Origin of the sequence: Rhodoblastus sphagnicola (assembly GCF_002937075.1) — a bacterium.
Classification (GTDB): Bacteria; Pseudomonadota; Alphaproteobacteria; order Rhizobiales; family Beijerinckiaceae; genus Rhodoblastus; species Rhodoblastus sphagnicola.
On sequence record NZ_NHSJ01000082.1, the window covers coordinates 1 to 19,552 of the forward strand.

Consider the following 19,552-nt stretch of genomic DNA (forward strand, 5'->3'; position numbering starts at 1 on the left):
GGCGTCCGCGCAAACGCTCGACGAATTGCGCGACCGCCTCGCCGCCTTCAACGGCTGCGCGCTGAAAGTGTCGGCGACGCAACTGGTGTTCGCCGACGGCGCGCCGGATGCGCGGGTGATGCTGGTCGGCGAGGGGCCGGGCGCCGATGAGGATCGCCAGGGAAAGCCTTTCGTTGGTCGCGCCGGGCAATTGCTCGACAAGATGCTCGCCGCCATCGGCCTCGACCGCACCAAAGTCTATATCGCCAATGTCGTGCCCTGGCGCCCGCCCGGCAACCGCACGCCCACGCCGCAGGAATTGGCTCTATGTCTGCCGTTCGTGCGGCGCCAGATCGAACTGGTCGCCCCGGATTTTCTCGTCCTGCTCGGCGCGTCGGCGGCGCAGACCCTGCTCGGCGAGAAAGAGGGAATCATGCGGCTGCGCGGCCATTGGCGCGACTATGCCTGCGCCGACAAGACGATTCGCGCCCTGCCCATGCTGCATCCGGCCTATCTGCTGCGCGCGCCGCTCGCCAAGGCGCAAGCCTGGCGCGACCTGCGCGCCCTGAAGAAAGCGCTCGACCATGCCGGCGACGTTTGAGCTGGAGCGCGACCTGATCGCGCAAGGGCTGTGGCCCGTGGCCGGCGTTGACGAGGTCGGGCGCGGCCCGCTGGCGGGGCCGGTCTGCGTCGCGGCGGTGATTCTCGACCGCGACAACTTGCCGCAGGGGCTGGACGATTCGAAAAAACTCACCGCGAAGCGCCGGGCGGCGCTGGCCGAGGAGATTTACGCGTCGGCGCTGGCGATTTCCGTGGTGATGGCCCCGGCGGCTGAGGTGGACGCGCTCAACATTCGGGGCGCGACGCTCAAGGCCATGGCGCGCGCGGCGGCCGCCCTCGCGCTTCCCCCTGCTTTCGCGCTGATCGACGGCCGCGACGCGCCAAAACTGGTCTGTCCGGCCCGCGCGGTCATCCATGGCGACGCGATTTCCATGTCGATCGCCGCCGCCTCCATCGTGGCCAAGGTCGCGCGCGACCGGCTGATGGCGCGCCTGGATCGGATCTACCCTGGTTATGGTTTCGCCGGCCACGCCGGCTATGGGACGCCAGCGCATCTGGCGGCGCTGCGACAACACGGCCCCTGTCCCGAACACCGCCGCTCTTTCGCGCCGGTGCGCGCCCTGTCGGCAAGCTGACGCTGCTGCTGTCTCAGGACATCTTGTCACAATTCGTCACAATTCGCCGCCACGCGCCGGTTTGTTCACTTCGTCTTAACGCGCGGGGCATAAAGGCGCGCGCTCCAGAGTAAGCCGTAGAATCCGCTAAGTCTTCCGTCCGGAAAAGGGACACGAAAATGCGCTGTTTCTAAACTCCGTCTTTACCCTGGTGGCGCTAGTTTCAAATTGTCAGTCAGTCGCGTCAGGTTTGAGTACATGCGTATCCAACGCGCCGGGGCGGCCGGCTCAAGAGTCCAGAAACTGGTTTCGCGTACTGGACTCCAGCCGGTTCCCCGCCCGGGCGCGTTTGGTCCCTCGGCGGCTTCCAGAGACGAGGCGTCCCAGGAAAAGCTGGCGGCGGCTCTGGACCAGATCCTGGTCGGCGATTGCATCGATAGCCTGCGAGGCTTGCCCGAAGCCAGCGTCGATCTGGTGTTCGCCGATCCGCCCTATAATCTCCAGCTCGAAGGCGGCCTGACCCGGCCCGACCAGAGCGAAGTCGATGCGGTGGACGACGACTGGGACAAGTTCGCCTCCTTCGCCGATTACGATCGCTTCACCCGCGACTGGCTCACCGCCGCGCGCCGGGCGATGAAGCCGGACGCCACTCTGTTCGTGATCGGCTCCTACCATAATATTTTCCGCGTCGGCGCGATTCTGCAGGATCTCGGCTTCTGGATCCTCAACGACATCGTCTGGCGCAAGGCCAATCCCATGCCCAATTTTCGCGGGCGGCGCTTTACCAACGCCCACGAAACCCTGATCTGGGCGAGCCGCAGCGCCAACGCCAAGGGCTACACCTTCAACTATGACGCCCTGAAGGCCGGCAACGAGGATTGCCAGCCGCGCTCCGACTGGTTCTTCCCGATCTGCACCGGCGCCGAGCGGCTGAAGGACGACAACGGCCGCAAGACCCACCCGACTCAGAAGCCCGAGGCCCTGCTCGCCCGCGCGATCATGGCGGCGTCAAAACCCGGCGATGTCGTGCTCGATCCGTTCTTCGGCACAGGCACCACCGGCGCGGTGGCGAAAAGGCTGGGGCGCCATTTCATCGGCTGCGAGCGCGACCCCGATTACATCAGGGCGGCGCGCGCGCGAATCGCCGCCGTCGAGCCCTTGCCGGGCGCCGCCGTTCATACGCCCGTCGCCAAACGCCAGGAAAAGCGCGTCGCCTTCGCCAGTCTGGTCGAGGCCGGCATGATCGCCGCCGGCTCGGAACTTCATGATGAAAAGAAGCGCTGGCGCGTGGTCGTGCGCGCCGACGGCGCCGTCGCGCTCGGCGACATTGTCGGCTCGATCCACAAGATCGGCGCGCTGGCGCAGGGCTTGCCGGCCTGCAACGGCTGGACGTTCTGGCGTTGCGTGGAAGGGGGCAAGTCCATTTGCATCGACGATCTGCGCGCGCGTTATCGCGCGACGGCGCCGGGCGAGGATTGAGCGAGAATCTTCGCGCCTTAAGTAAGCCTTAACCCTGTCCTTGACACTCTGCGGCGAAACCATCGACCCAGAGACCGCATGACCTATCTTCATCCGCCGCCAGGCGACGTCCCGGTGATCGTCACCAAGGATGTTGGCGGCTATGTCAATGAATATGCCGACATGACCCGTCTCTATGCCGAGACCGGGCGGGAGGTGCGGCTGCACGAATGCCGCTCCGCCTGCACGCTGGCGCTGAGCCTGCCCAATGTCTGCGTCTATCCCGGCAGCCTGCTAAAATTCCACAAGGCCTATAATCCGGAGACAAAGGTCGCCAACGACGAGGTCTCCGACCAGTTGATGGCGTCCTATCCGGCGGCCGTGCGCGAGCGTCTGGGCGATCTGACGCGAACTTACAAGGTGCTCACCGGCTCCGAACTGATTCGGCTGGGCGTGCGCGATTGCAACCGGCCGTCCGGCCCGGCCTATGCCGTGGCCCGCGCCAAACCGAAGCCCGCCGCGCCCGAGCCGGGCTATTTCAGCCAGCTCGCCGAGGTGTTCTCGTCGGCGACGCCGACCGCCACCCAGGTCAAGCCGCAACGCGTGCAGGTCGCCGCCGTGCGCCTCAATCCGCCAAAGCCGGAAGCGGCGCCGCCGACTGAAGCGCCGGCGGCCGAACCGCCGCCGCCCGTGACGCCCGACACGCCGCCGCTGCCCCCGTCACGCCCCGCCGACCTGTCGCGGCCCGCCGCCTCGCCTCAAGTCGCCTCGCCTCAAGTCGTCTTGCCTCAAGTCGTCTTGCCGCCTCCGCCGGCTCCGCCCCAAGCCGAGGCGCCGCCGGTTGCGCCGCCGCCGCGTCCGCCGGAACTCAGGATCACCTCGGCCTGGGGCCAGAGAATCGTGGGTTCGGCGCCGATTCTGGCGACGAGGCAATTCACGCCCTTTCCCTACCGCGTGGTTCGAAAGGGCTGATGGAGCCAAGGGCGTCGGGCGAGTCGCGACTCACCGCCGCCGAAAAACCCCGGTCAATTGCGGCGCGCCCTCGGTCTCCACCAACGCCCTCTCGTGCAAATCCTCGAGATGGGCGAGGGTGGAGAGGGCGGCGGCCCCTTTCAGGCGGGGATCGAGCTTTTCATAGACTTTCTCGACAATGTCCGAAATCGCGCGCGGCCCCGCGTCCAGCGCGGCCAGAATCGAGATTTCGCGCGCGCGCCGGTGCTGCAGCACCGCGCGGACAAAACGCTGCGGCTGCGTCACCGGCCCGCCATGACCCGGCCAGTACAGCGCGTGATCGGCGTCGCGCAGTCTCGACAGCGAATCGAGATAGGGCCGCATGGCGCCGTCCGGCGGCGCCACGATCGAGGTGGACCAGGCCATGATGTGGTCGCCGGTGAACAGACCTTTTTCCTCGACCAGTTCGAAACAGACATGGTTCATGGTGTGGCCGGGCGTGGCCAAAGCCCTGATGGTGAAACCGGCGCCGGCGATGAGTTCGCCCTCTGACAGCGCCCTGTCAGGGGCATAATCCATATCGTTGGAGGCGTCGAGCTTGTTGGCTTCGCCCAGGGCGAGGTCGCGGGCTGCGAAATGCGGCGCGCAACCCAGAATTTCCGCGCCGGTCGCCTGTTGCAGCAGGCGCGCGGCGGGCGAATGGTCGCGATGGGTGTGGGTCACGAGGATTTTTGCGACGCGCTCGCCCGACAGCCCCTTCAGCAGCGCGTCGATATGCGCGGGAAGGTCGGGGCCGGGGTCGATCACAACAACCTCGCCGGCGCCGACGACATAGGTGCAGGTGCCGGTAAAAGTGAAGGGTCCGGGATTGGGCGCGACCAGCCGCCGCACCAGCGGCGAGACGCGCTGCATCTCGCCGGCGGGCGCGGTGAAAGTCAGGTCGAAGCGCGGCTCCTCACCGTCGGGCTGGGCAATGTCGGTCATGCCGACACTGTGCGATGCCGCGGCGCGCGCGCCAAGCCTTAATTGGCCCGTGTCGCGGTCCAGCGGCCGCCGCAATAATCGGTGTTGGCCGACCAGGCGCCGGAGGCGCTGTCGCCCTTCACCGCGCCATTGGCGCGCATCGCCCGCTCACCCTGCGAAAACCGCCCGACGACGGTGTTGGCTGCGTCGATATAGCCCCAGGAATCGATGCCTCCGGCGCTGACGGCGACGATTTTGGCGTCCTTGACGGTGACGACCACATCGGTCGCAGGCGCGCAATCTCCCACCGTGGTCTGCACGGCGACGCGCCACTTGCCGTCATAGGCTTTTGAGGCGAGGCCGCCATCCTGGGCCAAGGCGGCGAACGGGAGAAGAACAAGAAGCGGAACGAGCCGGCGGACAGCGCGCACGGGAAACCTCCGAGATGGACATTTGCCGCATCGCTGCCATGTTTTGGCCCGATTGCAAAGAGAGATCTGGCTCCGAGGCGCCGTTTTTCCGGCGCCTCGGCAAATCGGTCACGCCGAAGTTACGCTGCGGCAAGCGCGGCCGTCAGTTGCGTCAACAGGTCGCTGCCGACATAGACGAAATCGGCGACCCCGGCCTCGCGCAAACCCGCTTCCAACTCTCCGGGACGGCCGGCGAAATAGACCGTCGCGCCGGCCTCCTTCAAAGCCTTCGCCGCCGCGACCCCGCTTTCGCCATAGAGCGCGTCGGACGAGCAGAGCACGGCGAGTTTCGCGCCGGACGCCTTGAAGCCCGCCGCGAGCGCGGTCGCGTCGCCAAATCCGTCGTTGGACAAAGCCTCGATGCCGCCGGCCTCGAAGAAATTCTTGGCGAAAGTCGCGCGCGCGGTGAAGGCGGCGATCGGGCCGAGATTGGCCAGGAAAATCTTCGGATGCGCGCCGGCGGCCTCCGCTCTGTCGCGCAAAGCCTCGAAAGGTTCGGCGACGCGCCGCGGCGCGAGGCCGTTGGCGTTGGCGGCGAGCGCCGGCGCCGGGATCAGCACCGTGACCGGCTTTTCATGAATGTTGGGGAATTCGCTGGCGCCGGTCAGCGGCTCCTTGCGCCGCGCGACGGCCTTGGCGCGCTCGGCCGCCACCTTGGCGATTTCGCTGGCGATCAGCCCGCTGGCCAGGGCCTTGGCGAGGCCGCCGGCCTTTTCAATGTCCTGGAACAGGGCGTAGGCGCGCTCAACCAGCGCGTCGGTGAGGGCTTCCACGCCGCCGGAGCCGGCCGCCGGGTCGGCCACCTTGCCGAGGTTGGATTCCTCCAGCAGCACCAGTTGCGTGTTGCGGGCGATGCGGCGGGCGAGCGCGTCGGGCAGGCCGAGCGCCTGGGTGAACGGCAGGACGGAAATGCTGTCGGCGCCGCCGAGCCCGGCGGAAAACACCGCGACGGTCGCGCGCAACAGGTTCACCCAGGGGTCGCGGCGGGTCATCATGCGCCAGGCGGTCTCGCCATGGACGCGAATCGGACGCGGCGTCAGGCCGCAGGCCTGTTCGATGCTCGCCCACAACCGCCGCAAAGCGCGGAATTTCGCCAGGGTCAAGAATTCGTCGGCGTCGGCGGCGAGCCGGAAGTCGATTTTTTCGCGCGCCGTCTCAAGCGGCAAACCGCCGGCTTCCAGCGCGCGCAAATAATCGACGCCCGCCGCCAGCGTAAAGGCGAGTTCCTGCGCCGGCGAGCCCCCGGCGGCGTGGACGATGCGGCCATCGGCGGCGACGATTCCGGCAAAACCCTTGTCGGCCAAGATTTTGGCCTTGGCGGCGAGCGCCGCGCCCGCCGTGGTCCAATCCAGCGTCGCGCCGGACAAAGCGGCGGCGCCCAGCGGATCGAGTCCGAGCGAGAGGTCGAGCTTCGCCACATCGTAGCCACGCGCGGCGACGAGGGCTTCGATCGCCGTGACAATCGCGTCGGCCTCGCCGGGCAGGTCGAAGATCACCCGCAAGCCGGCGTCGAGATGCGCGTTCTCCAGCGCCGGGGCGAGGGCGGCGGCGTCCTTCAGGCCGAAACCGCAGGCGCCGGCCGAACCGGCGAACACCACATGCAGGCCGTTGGCGCCGTTTTCCAGATCGGCCAGCGCCAGTTTGTTGGCTTGCGCGCCATCGGGGTGATCGACCCGCGCCGTCACCGCCCAGTCGCCGGCGCCGCGAAAGGCGCGCGGCTTGCCGGAGGCGCGGGCATAGAGCGGCTGAATGTCGAACCCGTCATAGGTCTTGGAGATCAGACGGGAAAATGGCGCGCCCTTGAGGGCGAGTTCGGCCTTCTGGCGCCATTGCTCTTCGGTGGCGGGGGCGAAAACATCGGCGAAAGGCGTGGCGGTTTCGGTCGCTGCCATGAGAAGTCTCCTCGAATCTATCGCTCTTTTGCCACGTGACGCGGCGACGCGCACCTTGTCTTTTGGCGAAGGGGCGCGAGCCAGATGTCGCGACCAATGTGTTAACGAGTCTTAAGTCTTTTGCGCTCAAAACCTAGGGCGGGTTCGTGGCGGGCTGGCGACAAGGTCCCATTGTCGCCGTCTTTATCGCGCAAGAACGGCGAAGATTCTGCTTTTAGGAAAAAGATTCCTTGATGATTGTGAGAAAGATAACGGCGAATTTCGCCCTGCTCGGCTTGCTCGGCTCCGGCCTCGCGCCGCTGTCGGGCTGCTCGACCGTGGGCGTGGCCGAGGCCAGCTCGAATCTTGGCTCGAACATGCATAACAGTTTTTCGGGCGGCGTCGCCAATGTCGGCGGCATGTTTTCCGGCGGCCCGGACAGGCCGGCCTATTCGACGCGCATCTTCATCGCCTCCACCCGCAAGGGCGGCACGCATTCGACCGAACTGACCCCGGGCGCCGAGGCGCGCTATTCGCTGGACACGATCACGGTGCCGCCGGGCCACGAGGCCGGCGACGTCGAGCGTCCCAACTGGGGTTCGCCCGATCCGAGCCGCCATATCGCGGTCGCCAGCCATTCGGCGCTGGAGGACAATGAATTCAAAAGCCAGCTTGCGGCGCAGATTTCCGGCCGCGTCGGCGTCTCCCGCGACGTGCTGGTCTACGTCCATGGCTTCAACACCTCGCTCGACGACGCAAGGTTCCGGCTGGCGCAACTGGTGGTGGACGGCAATTTCACCGGCGTCCCCGTGCTGTTCACCTGGCCGTCGAAATCGGCGCTGCTGGCCTATGGCGCCGACAAGGAAAGCGCCACCGCCTCGCGCGACGCCTATCTGAAGCTGCTCAACGATATAGCGGCGACCCCCGGCGTCGGCCGCGTCCACATTCTCGCCCATAGCATGGGCACCTGGCTCACCATGGAAACCCTGCGCGAAGCGGCGCTGTCCGGCTCGCCAGACCTCAACGGCCGCCTCGGCCAGGTGCTGCTGGCGGCGCCGGACATCGACCTGTCCGTGTTCAAGCAGCAGATCGCCCGGCTCGACGCCTCGCGGTTTTCGGTGTTCGTCTCCAAGGGCGACCGCGCGCTGCAATTGTCGGCGGGTCTTCAGGGCGACCGCCGTCTCGGCTCGCTCGATCCCGGCTCCGACAGGGACCGCGAGCTGATCGAAAAGCTGGGCGTGGGCGTCTATGACATTTCGTCGTTTTCCAGCGGCCTGATCGGCCACGACAACTACGCCAACGCGCCGCAGGTGGTCAGCCAGATCGGCGCGCGGCTCAGCACGCCTTCGGGCGAAGCGAGTCAGGCGGTGATCGACGCCGGAGCCGACCGCAGCGTGCGGCCCGATCCCAAGATGATTACGGCAAGCGACCTGCCGCCGGTGGGAGCGGATGGGGCGGCGCAGGCAAAAACGGATGCTGCGCCGCAGGCAAAATAAGCCGCGAGTATTTCCGCGGAATTGATTTCACGGCGCCGGCGGCGCGTGAGTTGATTGAGTCTCGCGGCCGGAATCGCTTGCGGCTTCGGGTAATGAAGTGTCGGCGATTTCAGTATTTTCTCGCGGAGATTCCGCGCCCACAACAGGTTGTGTGTCGCGCGGCGGCAAGTCGGCTTCTTCTTGCTTTGTGGTTGAGCCTTCGTCTCCCAGCAGCGCCTTCAGCTTCTCGCTCTCTTCCGCCGACAGCGGCGCGGCGGGAGCGGCTTCCGCTTTCCTCCTCCGACTGTTGCGCCAGAGCAACAAGCCGGCGACGCCAAACAGCGCGAAGGGGGAAAGCCACAGCGCCGCCGTGTCCCATTCGAACGGCGGTTTCAGCAGCACGAAATTGCCGTAGCGGGCGACCAGGAACGCCTTGATGTCCTGATCGCTCTTGCCCGCCGTCAATTGCTCGCGCACCAGCATGCGCAAATCCTTGGCGAGGGAAGCGTCGGAATCGTCGATCGACTGGTTCTGGCAGACGAGGCAGCGCAAGTCCGCCGAAATGCTGCGCGCGCGCGATTCCAGCTTGGGGTCGGGCAGGATTTCGTCCGGTTGCACGGCATGGGCCGGCAAAGCGAGGGCGGCGAGGGCGAACAGGGTCAGAAGAGTCTTGCGCATGAATCACTCCGCCGCTTGAACGCCGGCCGGCAGTTTCGCCCGCCGCGCCACGCCGACGCGCAGGCGCCGGTCGGCCAGCGACAGCGATCCGCCCAGCGCCATCACCAGCGCGCCCAGCCAGATCAGCGAAACCAAAGGTTTCCAGTACATGCGGGCGTCGAAGGAGCCGTCCGCGTTCTGCTCGGCGACGGCGACATAGACCTGGCCCAGGTTGAGCGTGACGATGCCGGCCTGCGAGGTGGCCATCTGCCGCGTCTTGAAGAAGCGTTTCGAGGGGTCAATTTTCGCCAGAATTTTCCCGTCGCGCGAGATCGCCATGTGGACGATGGCCTCGCGGTAGTTCGGGCCTTCGCCAGAGTCGACCGAGGTCGCCTGCAACGCATAGGGGCCGACGGCAAAACTCTCGTTTGGATGGATGGTGGCGATCTTTTCCACGCCCCAGCCGGTCGCAGCGAGGCCGAGCAGGGTGACGCCGAGCCCGGCATGGGCCAGCGCCCCGCCCCAGGCCGACAGCGGCAGGCCGGTCAAGCGGCCGAACGCATTGGCGCGGCGCCGGAACCCTTGCGGGAACACGCGGCTCCAAATCTCCGCGAAGGCGGCGACCATCAGATAAACCGCGACGCCCGCGCCGATCACCGCCACCGCCGGCCCGCCCTGAAAGGCATAAAAACCGAGCATGGCGACGAGGCCGAGCACGGCGACGGCAAACAGCCGTTGCGCCGCCGCGAAAAGATCGCCGCGCTTCCACGCCAGCAATTGCCCGAGCGGGGCCAGGATCAGGATTGGCGCGAACAAAGGCCCGAAAGTGAGATTGAAAAAGGGCGCGCCCACGGTGATTTTCGAGCCGTTCCAGGCCTCCAGCGCCAGCGGATAGAGCGTGCCGATGAAGACGGCGGCGCAGGAGGCGGTGAGCAGCAGGTTGTTGACGACCAGAAAACCCTCGCGGGAGATCGGCGCGAACAGGCCGCCGCTGGTGAGCGTCGGCGCGCGCAGCATGAACAGGAACAGCGCGCCGCCGATGAACAGCACGAGAATGCCGAGGATGAACAGGCCGCGCTGGGGATCGCTAGCGAAGGCGTGCACCGAGGTCAGCACGCCCGAACGCACCAGGAAAGTGCCGAGCAGCGACAGCGAGAAGGTGAGGATGGCGAGGAAAATCGTCCAGATTTTCAGCGAATCGCGCTTTTCCATCACGGCCGCGGAATGGAGCAGGGCGGTTCCCGCCAGCCACGGCAAAAGCGAAGCGTTTTCAACCGGATCCCAAAACCAGAACCCGCCCCAGCCCAGCGTGTAATAGGCCCAGTACGAGCCCATGGCGATGCCGAGCGTCAGAAAGATCCAGGCGGCGAGGGTCCACGGCCGGATGAAGCGGGCGAAGGCGGCGTCGGTGCGCCCGCCGATCAGCGCGCCGGCCGCCAGCGAGAACACGATGGAGAAGCCGACATAGCCGATGTAGAGCAGGGGCGGGTGGATGGCGAGGCCGGGGTCTTGCAGGATCGGATTGAGATCGTTGCCCTCGATCGGCAGCGTATCGAGCCGGACGAACGGGTCGGAGGTCAGCAGGATGAACAATAGGAAGGCGACGCTCAGCAAGCCCTGCACCGAGGTGGCGTCGGCGAGCAGGCGCGGCGGGATCGCGCGCGAAAACAGCGCCATGGCCGCGCCGCTCAACGTCAGGATCAAGGCCCACAGCATCATGGAGCCTTCGTGATTGCCCCAGACGCCCGAAATTTTATACAGCATCGGCTTGGTCGAATGCGAATTCTCGACCACATTGACCAGCGAGAAATCCGAAACGACATGGGCGTAGGTCAGCGCGGCATAGGCCAGCGCGACCAAGGCGAATTGTGTCAGCGCCAGCGGCCGGGCGGTCGCCATCAGGCGCCCGTCATGCGCCCGCGCGCCCCAGAACGGCAGGATGACCTGCATCAGCGCCAGGGCCAGCGCCAAAGCCAGCGCGAAATGTCCGGTTTCGACGATCATTTGGGCGCTCCGGCGGGGGCGGTCTCGCCCTCTTTCCAAACGCCCTGCTTTTTCAGGGCGTCGGCGACTTCGCGCGGCATGTAGCGCTCGTCATGCTTGGCGAGGATGGAATCGGCCTTGAACACGCCGGCGCTGTCAAGCGCGCCCTCGGCCACCACGCCTTGCCCCTCCTTGAACAGGTCGGGCAGCAGGCCGGTATAGGAAACGGGCACGTCGGCCTTGCCGTCGGTCACTTGGAATTTCACGCTCTTGCCTTCGAGATGGGTCAGCGTGCCGGTCTTCACCAGACCGCCGATGCGCAGCCGCGTCCCCTGACCGACATGCTTTTCCACCATTTCGGTCGGCCCGTAGAAGAACACCACATTGTCGCGCAAGGCGAACAGAATCAGCCCCACAGCCAGCGCCAGCACGCCGAGGGCGGAGCCAATCAGAGCCAGTCTCTTCTGCTTGCGCGTCATTTGCCGTCCACTCCCAACTCTTTTGCCTGCGCGTCGATCGTTTCCAGTCCTGCCGCGTCTTGCGCCAGCGCCTTTCGGGCGCCGTCGAGCGCGGTCTTCGCTTTTTCGTCTTCGTTCAACACTTTATAGGCGCGAATGAGGCGCGCCCATTCGTCCGGCGTCCCGCCTTTTTCCGCGAGGCGGGCGGCCAGCCCCTCGACCATGGCGCGAATGGTTTGCTGCTGCTGCGCCGGCGCCTGTTGCGCCACGGCCTGCGCGGCTTCGCCTTGCGGCGCGTCGAGTTCGGCGATGCGTTCCTCGACCGCCTTGCGGGCGGGGACGCTCTCGGGCAGGTCGGCGACGAGCGCCTTCCACACCGCGCGCGCCTTGTCGACATCGCCCATTTGCGCGGCGGCGAGGCCGCGGAAATAGCGCCCCTCCGGCGATTTCGGGTCGAGTTCCAGGGCGCGGTCGATCTGTTCGACCGCCTGCGGCGAAAACGCGCCCTCATTGGCGGCGGCCAGCGCATCGGCGAGCCTGAGGCGGCGCTCCGGCGTCTCGCCCAGCAGGCGGATGATGTCTTCGCGCGCTTGAACGGCTTTCGCAAAATTGTTCATGCGCTGCCAGATCGGGGCCATCAGCTCCAGCGCCTTGGCGTCGTCGGGATGGGCGGCGAGATGCGCCTCCATCTTGGCGACGGCGACCATTAAATCGCCCCGCGCCGGCGCGGCCTTCAGGCGGGCCTCCAGCGGCGCGTCCGGCTGGTCGGGATGGCCGACCTTGCTGTAAAGGCCGAGCGCAACCAGGGGGATGAACACCAGCGCCAGCGCCGCCGCGATCTTGCGGTTTCCTGTCGCGCCAGTTCCCGACGTGCTTGGCTTCACGGCCTCCTGGGGCGCGGTCGCGAGCAGGCGGCGCGCGGCCTGCGCTTTCGCGGCCTCCGCCTGATCGGCGTCTATGGCGCCGCGTTCGCGTTCCGCGTCGATCTCGGCGATCTGGGCGCGATAGAAGGCGAGGTCGGCGGCGTCCTCCGCAAGTTTTGGCGCGGGACGGGACAGGGGCCAGAGAGCGCTGAACACGGCGGCTCCGGTCAGAAGGGCGAAAACGATCCAGATCATGGCTGCGTTCTTAACGGTTTCCGCGCGTTAAAGGAAGGGCGCGCGGCGGCCAGCGCCCGTTTGTCGGTCGATCTTGCCTTCGCGCCTGCGGCGGCTCATCTTCGCGCGAAACCGAAAGAGGCGCCGATGGCCGATCCCCAAAATGTTCCCGGAAAAGTTCTGGTCGGCAAGGCCGAGGACTTCATTTATCTGCTGCTGCATTACGGCAATCGCCACGGCCTGATCGCCGGCGCCACCGGCGGCGGCAAGACCGTGACCTTGCAGACCCTGGCCGAGGGGTTCGCCAATGCCGGAACCTGCGTGTTCGCGGCCGACGTCAAGGGCGACCTCTCCGGCATCGCCATGCAGGGCGAGGAAAAGCCGTTCATCGCCAAGCGCGCCGGGGAACTCGGCCTCGATTGGCAGCCAAACCTTTTCCGCGCGGTGTTCTGGGACGTTTTTGGCGAAAACGGCCATCCCGTGCGCGCCACCGTCGCGGAAATGGGGCCGCTGCTGCTGTCGCGCATCCTGCAACTCAACGATGTGCAGGAGGGCGTGCTCAACATCGCCTTCCGCGTCGCCGACGAACAGGGGCTGGCCCTGCTCGACATGAAGGATCTGCGCGCCATCCTGACTTACATTTCGGAAAACGCATCGGACCTGCAACAGCGCTACGGCAATGTCGCCGCCGCCAGCATTGGCGCGATCCAGCGGCAATTGCTGGTGCTGGAAAACCAGGGCGCCGAAAAATTCTTCGGCGAGCCGGCGCTCGACATCATGGATCTGCTGCAACCCGACATTGACGGGCGCGGCTTCATCCATGTGCTGAAAGCCGAAAAGCTGATCCTCAGCCCCAATCTCTACGCCACTTTCCTGTTCTGGCTGCTGTCGGAACTGTTCGCGCGCCTGCCGGAAGTCGGCGATCTCGACAAGCCCAAACTCGTCTTCTTCTTCGACGAGGCGCATTTCCTGTTCGACGAGGCGCCCAAACCGCTTTTGCGCGCGATTGAACAAGTCGTGAGGCTGATCCGCTCCAAGGGGGTGGGCGTCTATTTCGTCACGCAAAGCCCGCTCGATATTCCCGATATCGTGCTGGGACAACTCGGGAATCGCGTCCAGCACGCCCTGCGCGCCTTCACCCCACGCGACCAGAAGGCGGTCAAGGTGGCGGCCGAAACGTTTCGGCAGAATCCGGCGCTCGACACGGCTGATGTCATCACCAAGCTCAAGGTCGGCGAAGCGCTGGTCTCCATGCTCGACGACGGCGGCTCCCCGACCATGGTCGAGCGCGTGAAAATCGCGCCGCCGGCCACGCGCGTCGGGCCGATCACCGCCGCCGAACTCCAGGAGGTGCAGGCGTCCAGCCCGCTCAAGGGCAAATACGACACGGCGGTGGACCGCGAATCCGCCTTCGAAATTCTTCAGGCGCGGGCGCAGGGGCGCGCCAGCGGGGCGCCGGTTGGCGCGCAGCAGGACGGCGGCGACATTTTGTCGCGGATCGGCTCGGGATTGGGAGAATTGTTCAAGCCGCAGGGCCGGCGCATGTCGCTCGGCCAGGCGGCGATGCGCTCGGCCGCCACCTCCGCCGCGCGCACCGTGGGGTCCGCCATAGCCAGGGAAATCGTGCGCGGCATCACCGGCGTGATGAAATAGCCGGAGCAATAATTACCAAAAATTCATTCTCCCGCCACAGCGAGGCAAGACGGGGTCCTCCATATTGCAGGAACAAACGGCGTGGCCCATCGCCGCCAGCACCTCCCATGGAGCCCAGGACAATGTCATTGCCCATCCCGGTGAAATCCCAAGCTTCAGACCGCGCCCCGCGCGTGGCGTCGCGCGGGTTGCTGCTCGGCGCCGTCGCCGCGCTGGCGCTTTCCACGGCAATGACGCTGCCTCTGTCCGTCCGCGCCGAGGCCCCTGTGACGCAGGGCATGGCGGCGGTCGGTCCGGCCTCCTTCGCCGACATGGTCGATCGGGTCAAGGGCGCCGTGGTTTCGGTCAAGGTCACGACCGTTGACAAGGCGGAAGCCGACATGGGCGAAGGCCCCGGCCTGCCTCCGGGCATGCCGCCGCTGTCGCCCGACGATCCGCTCTATCGCTTCTTCAAGCGCTTCGGCGGTCCGAACGGCCCGCACGGCGAGCAGCGACCCCACAAGGGACAGGCGCAGGGCTCCGGCTTCATCATCTCCGCCGACGGCTATGTCGTCACCAACAATCACGTGGTCGAAAACGCCACCGACGTCTCCGTGACCATTGACGGCGGCAAGACCGTCTCCGCGAAAGTGATCGGCGCGGACAAGAAGACCGATCTGGCCCTGCTCAAGATCAGCGCCGCCGGAACCTACCCTTACGTGCAGTTCTCCAGCGACACCCCTCGCGTCGGCGACTGGGTGATCGCGGTCGGCAATCCCTTCGGACTCGGCGGCACGGTCACGGCCGGCATTGTTTCGGCGCGGGGCCGCGACATCGGCTCCGGTCCCTATGACGACTATCTCCAGATCGACGCGCCGGTGAACCGCGGCAATTCCGGCGGCCCGACCTTCAACACCAAGGGCGATGTCGTCGGCGTCAACACCGCGATCTTCTCGCCGTCGGGCGGCAGCGTCGGCATAGGTTTCGCTATTCCCTCCGAAGTCGCCAAGGACGTGGTCGCGGCGCTGAAGGACAAGGGTTCGGTGTCGCGCGGCTATATCGGCGTGCAGATACAGCCGGTGACCCAGGACATCGCCGACAGCCTCGGCCTGAAATCGACCAAGGGCGCGCTGGTTGCGCAAACCCAGCCCAACACCCCCGCCGGCAAGGCCGGCATCGCCTCGGGCGACGTCATCATCGCCGTCAACGGCGAAAAGGTCGATGGCCCCCGCGAATTGTCGAGAAAGATCGCCGGCCTCGGCCCCGACGCCTCTGCGCAACTGACCTTCATTCACAACGGTTCCGAAAAGACCGCCTCCGTCAAGCTCGGGCAATTGCCCGCCGAAAAGGAAGCCATTCTCGACGCGCCCAAGGCGCGAGCGGGCCGGACCGAACTGGCCAAATTCGGCATGAGCCTGATTCCCGCCTCCGACTTGCCCAATTCGGGCGCTGAAGGCGCGGCGGTGGCCGATCTCGATCCCGAGGGCGTCGCGGCGCAAAAAGGCCTTCGCACAGGCGACGTCATCCTCGATGCCGGCGGCAAGCCGGTCGCGACTCCCGAAGACATTGTCAACGCGCTCGACACCGCGCGCAAGGACGGCCGCAGCGCCGTTCTGCTGCGGGTCAAGACCGGCGACAACACCCATTTTCTCGCGCTCCCCACCAATCCCTCGTGAGCGCAACTTAGTCTCAAGGACGCCCTCAGCCAGCGTCCACCTCACGGCAGGCCGGGAACCACCCTCTCACCCGGCCTGCCGTTTTTTATTTGCTCTGCTATACTCCGGTCATGCGAATCCTGATTATTGAAGACGACCCCCAGGCCTCGGCCTATCTGGTCAAGGCGTTTAGGGAGGCCGGCCACATGGCGGAGGCGGCGGGCGACGGGGTCACCGGCTACGCCCGCGCCGAAGCCGGTGGTTTCGATGTGCTGGTCGTTGACCGCATGCTCCCGAAAATGGACGGACTGACCGTGATCGTGGGCTTGCGGGCGCAAAAAATCGACACGCCCGTGCTGATTCTCTCAGCGCTCGGGCAGGTCGATGACCGGGTCAAGGGTTTGCGCGCCGGCGGCGACGATTACCTGCCCAAACCCTATTCCTTCGCGGAACTGCTGGCCCGCGTCGAAATCCTGGCGCGCCGGCGCCCCAGCGGCGCAGCCGAAGACTCCATCTATCGCGTCGCCGATCTCGAAATGGACCGTCTCAAACACAAGGTCTTCCGCGCCGGCAAGGAAATCGTGCTGCAACCGCGCGAATTCCGCCTGCTGGAATATCTGATGCGCCACGCCGGACAGGTGGTGACGCGCACCATGCTGCTGGAAAACGTCTGGGACTACCATTTCGACCCCCAGACCAATGTGATCGACGTCCACATCAGCAGACTGCGCGGCAAGATCGACAAGGGTTTCGAGCCGCCGCTGCTGCAAACGGTGCGCGGCGCCGGCTATTCGCTGCGCGAGGGCAATTTTTAGCGCGCCGCTTCCACCACGCCGATGGCGAATCCATCCCAGCCCTTGGCGCCGACCGTCTGCAAGGCGGTGGCGGTCCAGCGCTTTTCCGCGCTCGCGGCGTCAAAAAACCGCCTCGTCCCCTCCACTGTGGGACTCCGGTCGGCGGGATCGACAATCGCGCCCTTGCGCACGACGTTATCGACAATGACGGTCGCGCCGACCCGCGCCAGTTTCAGCGCCCATTGCAGATAGGCGGCGTTGTTCTCCTTGTCGGCGTCGATGAAGACGAAATCGAACTGTTCGCCCTCCGCCTGCAACACAGGCAGCAGGTCGAGCGCGGCGCCGACGCGCAGATCGACTTTTTCCGCCACGCCGGCCGCCGCGAGATTTTTCCGCGCCACCTCCGCGTGATCGGCCAGAAATTCCAGAGTCACGACCCTGCCGCCCTCGGGCAGGGCGCGGGCGAGCCACAGGGTGGAATAGCCGCCGAGCGTTCCGATTTCCAATATGCGCCTCGCCCCGGCGATGCGCGCGAGGACATGAAGGAACTTTCCCTGAAGCGGCGACACGTCGATGGAGGGCAGGCCGGCGGCGCGGTTGGCCTCCAACGCGCCGTCAAGCGCGGCGTCGCGCGACAGCAGTTTTTCGCCGATATAGGCGTCGACAGCGCCCCAGTCCGTTTCCGCCATGCGTTCCCCCAAATTCTCATAAGAGTTGGGGCGTGTGCGCGCTGGCGTCAACCGCGCGGCCTTATTTACCGTCCTCGACCTCCGGGGGCCGTCGCCGGATCGCCGGCAACATCGGTTGCGCCGCCAGCATCCACGGCATCCACATCAAGCGCGAGGCCCGCGCCCACAGCGAAAACACGTCGCTCGCCGCAAGCGAACGCCCGAGCGCTTCGAAGGATGGCGACGCGCGCAAGGTGATCGACACCTCCTCCCACGCGCCGCTTGGCGATTTCTGATGGGTGACGTCGATGTCGAGGCCGTTCAGACGCGCGCGCGCCGTGGTGACATCGTTTCCGGGGTCGCTTTGTGTCCATTCAGGCATTGGCTTACGCCTCCCGCAAGACCTTCCCAAGCCGCCCGCCGCGACGGGCAGGGCGCATCATCTCATTTTGCGGCGGGAAGCGAAAGAGATCAGGCCGAGCGCTCGCGGAAGAACCGCATCATCTCGCGGCTGGCGTCGGGACCGCGCGGTTCGGTGAAAGAGCCGGAGGGGTCGCCGCCCGACCAGGCGTGCCCGGCGCCGTGCAGCACCCATTGCTCATGCGCCGGCCGGCCGGAGGCGTCCATATGCACGGTGCGGGTGTAGCGAATGCCGCCGCTGGAGACGCCGCGCTCCGACCGCGCCCGCAGATCCGCCGCGGCTTTGGCCTGCGCGATGACGTGATCGCCGTTGACGGGATGCACCGTCGTGTCGCCATCGCCATGGAAGACGATGGTCGGAACGGCGGTCCCGCGCCCTGGCGCCGGCGCGCCGGTCTTCATGGCGATGAAGCCCGAGGGCATGTCGCGCGCCGCGCCGCAGGCGAGGCCCGAATGCACGCCAATCCCCTTGAACAGGTCCGGGTAAGTCGCGCCGAGCACCGCCGCCGCCGCGCCGCCCGCCGACAGGCCCGCGACATAGACGCGCTTGGGATCGACGGAAAATTCGGCCATGACCTCGTGGGCGATGCCCGCGATCAGCGACGGCTCGCCCTGTCCGCGCTGCTGGTCGGCCGCGTTGAACCAGTTCCAGCATTTCGACATGTTGGCGGATCGGGGCTGCGCCGGATAGGCGACGAGAAAGGTCTGCTCCTCGGCCAGTTCGTTCATGCGCGTGCCCCTGGCGAAATCGTCGGGAGACTGGCTACAGCCATGCAGCATCACCAGCAGCGCGACGGGTTTGCCGCGATAGCCGGAGGGAATGTAGAGCTTGTAAGTCCGGCTGCCCGCCGCCCCGGCGTGGACGCGCGCCTCGAATCTCGCATCGCCGGGAACGAAAGGCGCGGGCTTGGGGCCGTGCTCGAACAGCCCTTCCAATCCGCCCAGCCGTTGCGTCAGGCCGTGCAGCAGGCCCTTCGCCGCCGCCCCCAAATCGGGCGCATGAGTCGCGGGCGCCGCATCGGGCGCGCCGCCGGGCAAGGCGCCTTTCAGTGCCGCCAGCGCCTCCTTGAGGCGTCCGGCGCGGGTCAGGCGGGTCGCCTCGCTTAGGTCGATATTTTTAAACATTTTCATGGACATGCGTCCTTTTCTGATTGGAGGCTGGCGTCAGGACATGCGGTCGCGCAGCGCCGCCTTGACCTCGGGGCTGGCCTGCAAGGCGCCGAGGACATGGAGCGAGCCGATGGCCTCGCGCGCCAGTTCGGGCGAGACCTCCGCCGCGATGACGGCAAGCCCGAGCACGTGTATGTGCAGCTTTTCGCCACCCGCGCGCGCGGCCTCAAGCTCGCGCCGACCGTAAGAGCGCAGGCCGAGGTCGAGCTTGTGCCGCGCCACCGATTGTTTGACGGCGTCGGTGTGGCGATCGATCTGGTTGCGGATGGCCGTGCGAATGAAATCGGTGCGGTTGGAGAAAAAGCCCTCCTGCACGAGCAGGTCGATCTGGCCGAGATCGACATAGCCGAGATTGATGGTGATCTTCTCGCTCTCCGCCCTGGGCCGCAACTCCTGGCCTTTGTCCGTCATGATTCCCATCCCAATACCATCCGTCTGGATGGTAAGATGGGCGCCGCCGGCGGCGCGCGCAAGACCTGACGGCTCGCTTTGGCCAAGATAATGCGGCGGCGCATGGTCGGGACCCGGGAGGGGGCCGGCGCGCCGGGAGATCGCAAGCAGGTTTGCAATGTCGAAAACGGGCCATAGGCCGAGCGCACGCGGCGTCCGTCACGGCCAACCGGCGATCATCCCCGTCGAGGTCTCGACCGAGAACCAAGCGCGCGGCGGTGCGCCC

18 protein-coding genes and 1 pseudogene are annotated in these 19,552 nt (G+C 66.4%); 8 read left to right on the forward strand and 11 right to left on the reverse strand.

All coding sequences use genetic code 11. The annotated features are described in order from the left end of the window. The 4 genes from CCR94_RS12780 to CCR94_RS12795 all read left to right on the forward strand — a co-directional run. Nucleotides 1-580, forward strand: a 580-nt coding sequence (locus CCR94_RS12780) for a uracil-DNA glycosylase (RefSeq protein WP_146089990.1), incomplete at its 5' end; no start/stop codon positions are given. Then, a complete protein-coding gene (locus CCR94_RS12785) occupies nucleotides 564-1,175 on the forward strand; it encodes a ribonuclease HII (protein ID WP_104508238.1) in 612 nt (203 codons plus the stop codon). The genes CCR94_RS12780 and CCR94_RS12785, both read left to right, overlap by 17 nt. Before the next feature lie 237 nt (nucleotides 1,176-1,412). Next, entirely contained in the window at nucleotides 1,413-2,633 is a 1,221-nt protein-coding gene (locus CCR94_RS12790; RefSeq protein WP_104508239.1) for a site-specific DNA-methyltransferase, read from the forward strand. A gap of 78 nt (nucleotides 2,634-2,711) precedes the next feature. After that, nucleotides 2,712-3,584 (forward strand): hypothetical protein, encoded by an 873-nt coding sequence (locus tag CCR94_RS12795; RefSeq protein WP_104508240.1) that lies wholly within the window; start codon nucleotides 2,712-2,714, stop codon nucleotides 3,582-3,584. A 30-nt stretch (nucleotides 3,585-3,614) separates the two neighbouring features. Here the strand turns inward: CCR94_RS12795 and CCR94_RS12800 are convergent, their stop codons facing one another. The 3 genes from CCR94_RS12800 to CCR94_RS12810 all read right to left on the reverse strand — a co-directional run bounded on the left by CCR94_RS12800 (nucleotide 3,615) and on the right by CCR94_RS12810 (nucleotide 6,888). After that, the gene (locus CCR94_RS12800; protein WP_104508241.1) at nucleotides 3,615-4,547 is read right to left on the reverse strand and encodes an MBL fold metallo-hydrolase; all 933 of its coding nucleotides are present in this window, start codon (nucleotides 4,545-4,547) and stop codon (nucleotides 3,615-3,617) included. A gap of 38 nt (nucleotides 4,548-4,585) precedes the next feature. After that, nucleotides 4,586-4,957 (reverse strand): hypothetical protein, encoded by a 372-nt coding sequence (locus CCR94_RS12805; RefSeq protein ID WP_104508242.1) that lies wholly within the window; start codon nucleotides 4,955-4,957, stop codon nucleotides 4,586-4,588. Between the two features lie 119 nt (nucleotides 4,958-5,076). Beyond that, complete coding sequence (locus CCR94_RS12810; protein WP_104508243.1) at nucleotides 5,077-6,888, reverse strand: methylmalonyl-CoA mutase subunit beta; 1,812 nt, start codon at nucleotides 6,886-6,888, stop codon at nucleotides 5,077-5,079. Nucleotides 6,889-7,121: 233 nt separating this feature from the next. Here CCR94_RS12810 and CCR94_RS12815 point away from each other — a divergent pair, with 233 nt between their 5' ends. Further along, on the forward strand, nucleotides 7,122-8,363 hold the full coding sequence (locus CCR94_RS12815) for an alpha/beta hydrolase (protein WP_104508244.1): 1,242 nt from the start codon (nucleotides 7,122-7,124) through the stop codon (nucleotides 8,361-8,363). A 186-nt stretch (nucleotides 8,364-8,549) separates the two neighbouring features. Here the strand turns inward: CCR94_RS12815 and CCR94_RS12820 are convergent. The 4 genes and pseudogenes from CCR94_RS12820 to ccmI form a co-directional block, all read right to left on the reverse strand. Continuing rightward, a pseudogene (locus CCR94_RS12820) lies at nucleotides 8,550-9,020 on the reverse strand (cytochrome c-type biogenesis protein); the annotation flags it as partial. Nucleotides 9,021-9,023: 3 nt separating this feature from the next. Further along, complete coding sequence (locus tag CCR94_RS12825) at nucleotides 9,024-11,003, reverse strand: heme lyase CcmF/NrfE family subunit (RefSeq protein WP_104508246.1); 1,980 nt, start codon at nucleotides 11,001-11,003, stop codon at nucleotides 9,024-9,026. Then, nucleotides 11,000-11,461: a cytochrome c maturation protein CcmE gene (gene ccmE, locus CCR94_RS12830; protein ID WP_104508247.1), complete on the reverse strand. Its 462-nt coding sequence runs from the start codon at nucleotides 11,459-11,461 to the stop codon at nucleotides 11,000-11,002. The genes CCR94_RS12825 and ccmE overlap by 4 nt, the downstream gene beginning before the upstream one ends. Then, entirely contained in the window at nucleotides 11,458-12,558 is a 1,101-nt protein-coding gene (ccmI, locus tag CCR94_RS12835) for a c-type cytochrome biogenesis protein CcmI (RefSeq protein WP_104508248.1), read from the reverse strand. The genes ccmE and ccmI overlap by 4 nt, the downstream gene beginning before the upstream one ends. A 126-nt stretch (nucleotides 12,559-12,684) precedes the next feature. Here ccmI and CCR94_RS12840 point away from each other — a divergent pair, with 126 nt between their 5' ends. The 3 genes from CCR94_RS12840 (at nucleotide 12,685) to CCR94_RS12850 (ending at nucleotide 16,639) form a co-directional block, all read left to right on the forward strand. Then, complete coding sequence (locus CCR94_RS12840; RefSeq protein ID WP_104508352.1) at nucleotides 12,685-14,190, forward strand: helicase HerA-like domain-containing protein; 1,506 nt, start codon at nucleotides 12,685-12,687, stop codon at nucleotides 14,188-14,190. A gap of 122 nt (nucleotides 14,191-14,312) precedes the next feature. Further along, nucleotides 14,313-15,845 (forward strand): Do family serine endopeptidase, encoded by a 1,533-nt coding sequence (locus CCR94_RS12845; RefSeq protein WP_104508249.1) that lies wholly within the window; start codon nucleotides 14,313-14,315, stop codon nucleotides 15,843-15,845. A 110-nt stretch (nucleotides 15,846-15,955) separates the two neighbouring features. Next, nucleotides 15,956-16,639: a response regulator transcription factor gene (locus CCR94_RS12850; RefSeq protein WP_104508353.1), complete on the forward strand. Its 684-nt coding sequence runs from the start codon at nucleotides 15,956-15,958 to the stop codon at nucleotides 16,637-16,639. On the opposite strand, the gene CCR94_RS12855 is transcribed toward CCR94_RS12850, so the two are convergent. From CCR94_RS12855 to CCR94_RS12870, 4 genes are all read right to left on the reverse strand, one after another. Further along, complete coding sequence (locus tag CCR94_RS12855) at nucleotides 16,636-17,307, reverse strand: O-methyltransferase (RefSeq protein WP_104508250.1); 672 nt, start codon at nucleotides 17,305-17,307, stop codon at nucleotides 16,636-16,638. The two genes, CCR94_RS12850 and CCR94_RS12855, sit on opposite strands and share 4 nt — an antisense overlap. A 61-nt stretch (nucleotides 17,308-17,368) precedes the next feature. Next, complete coding sequence (locus CCR94_RS12860) at nucleotides 17,369-17,668, reverse strand: hypothetical protein (protein WP_104508251.1); 300 nt, start codon at nucleotides 17,666-17,668, stop codon at nucleotides 17,369-17,371. 89 nt (nucleotides 17,669-17,757) lie between these two features. Further along, the gene (locus tag CCR94_RS12865; RefSeq protein WP_104508354.1) at nucleotides 17,758-18,837 is read right to left on the reverse strand and encodes an extracellular catalytic domain type 1 short-chain-length polyhydroxyalkanoate depolymerase; all 1,080 of its coding nucleotides are present in this window, start codon (nucleotides 18,835-18,837) and stop codon (nucleotides 17,758-17,760) included. A gap of 33 nt (nucleotides 18,838-18,870) precedes the next feature. Further along, complete coding sequence (locus CCR94_RS12870; protein ID WP_104508355.1) at nucleotides 18,871-19,287, reverse strand: CopG family transcriptional regulator; 417 nt, start codon at nucleotides 19,285-19,287, stop codon at nucleotides 18,871-18,873. Nucleotides 19,288-19,552: the final 265 nt, after the last annotated feature.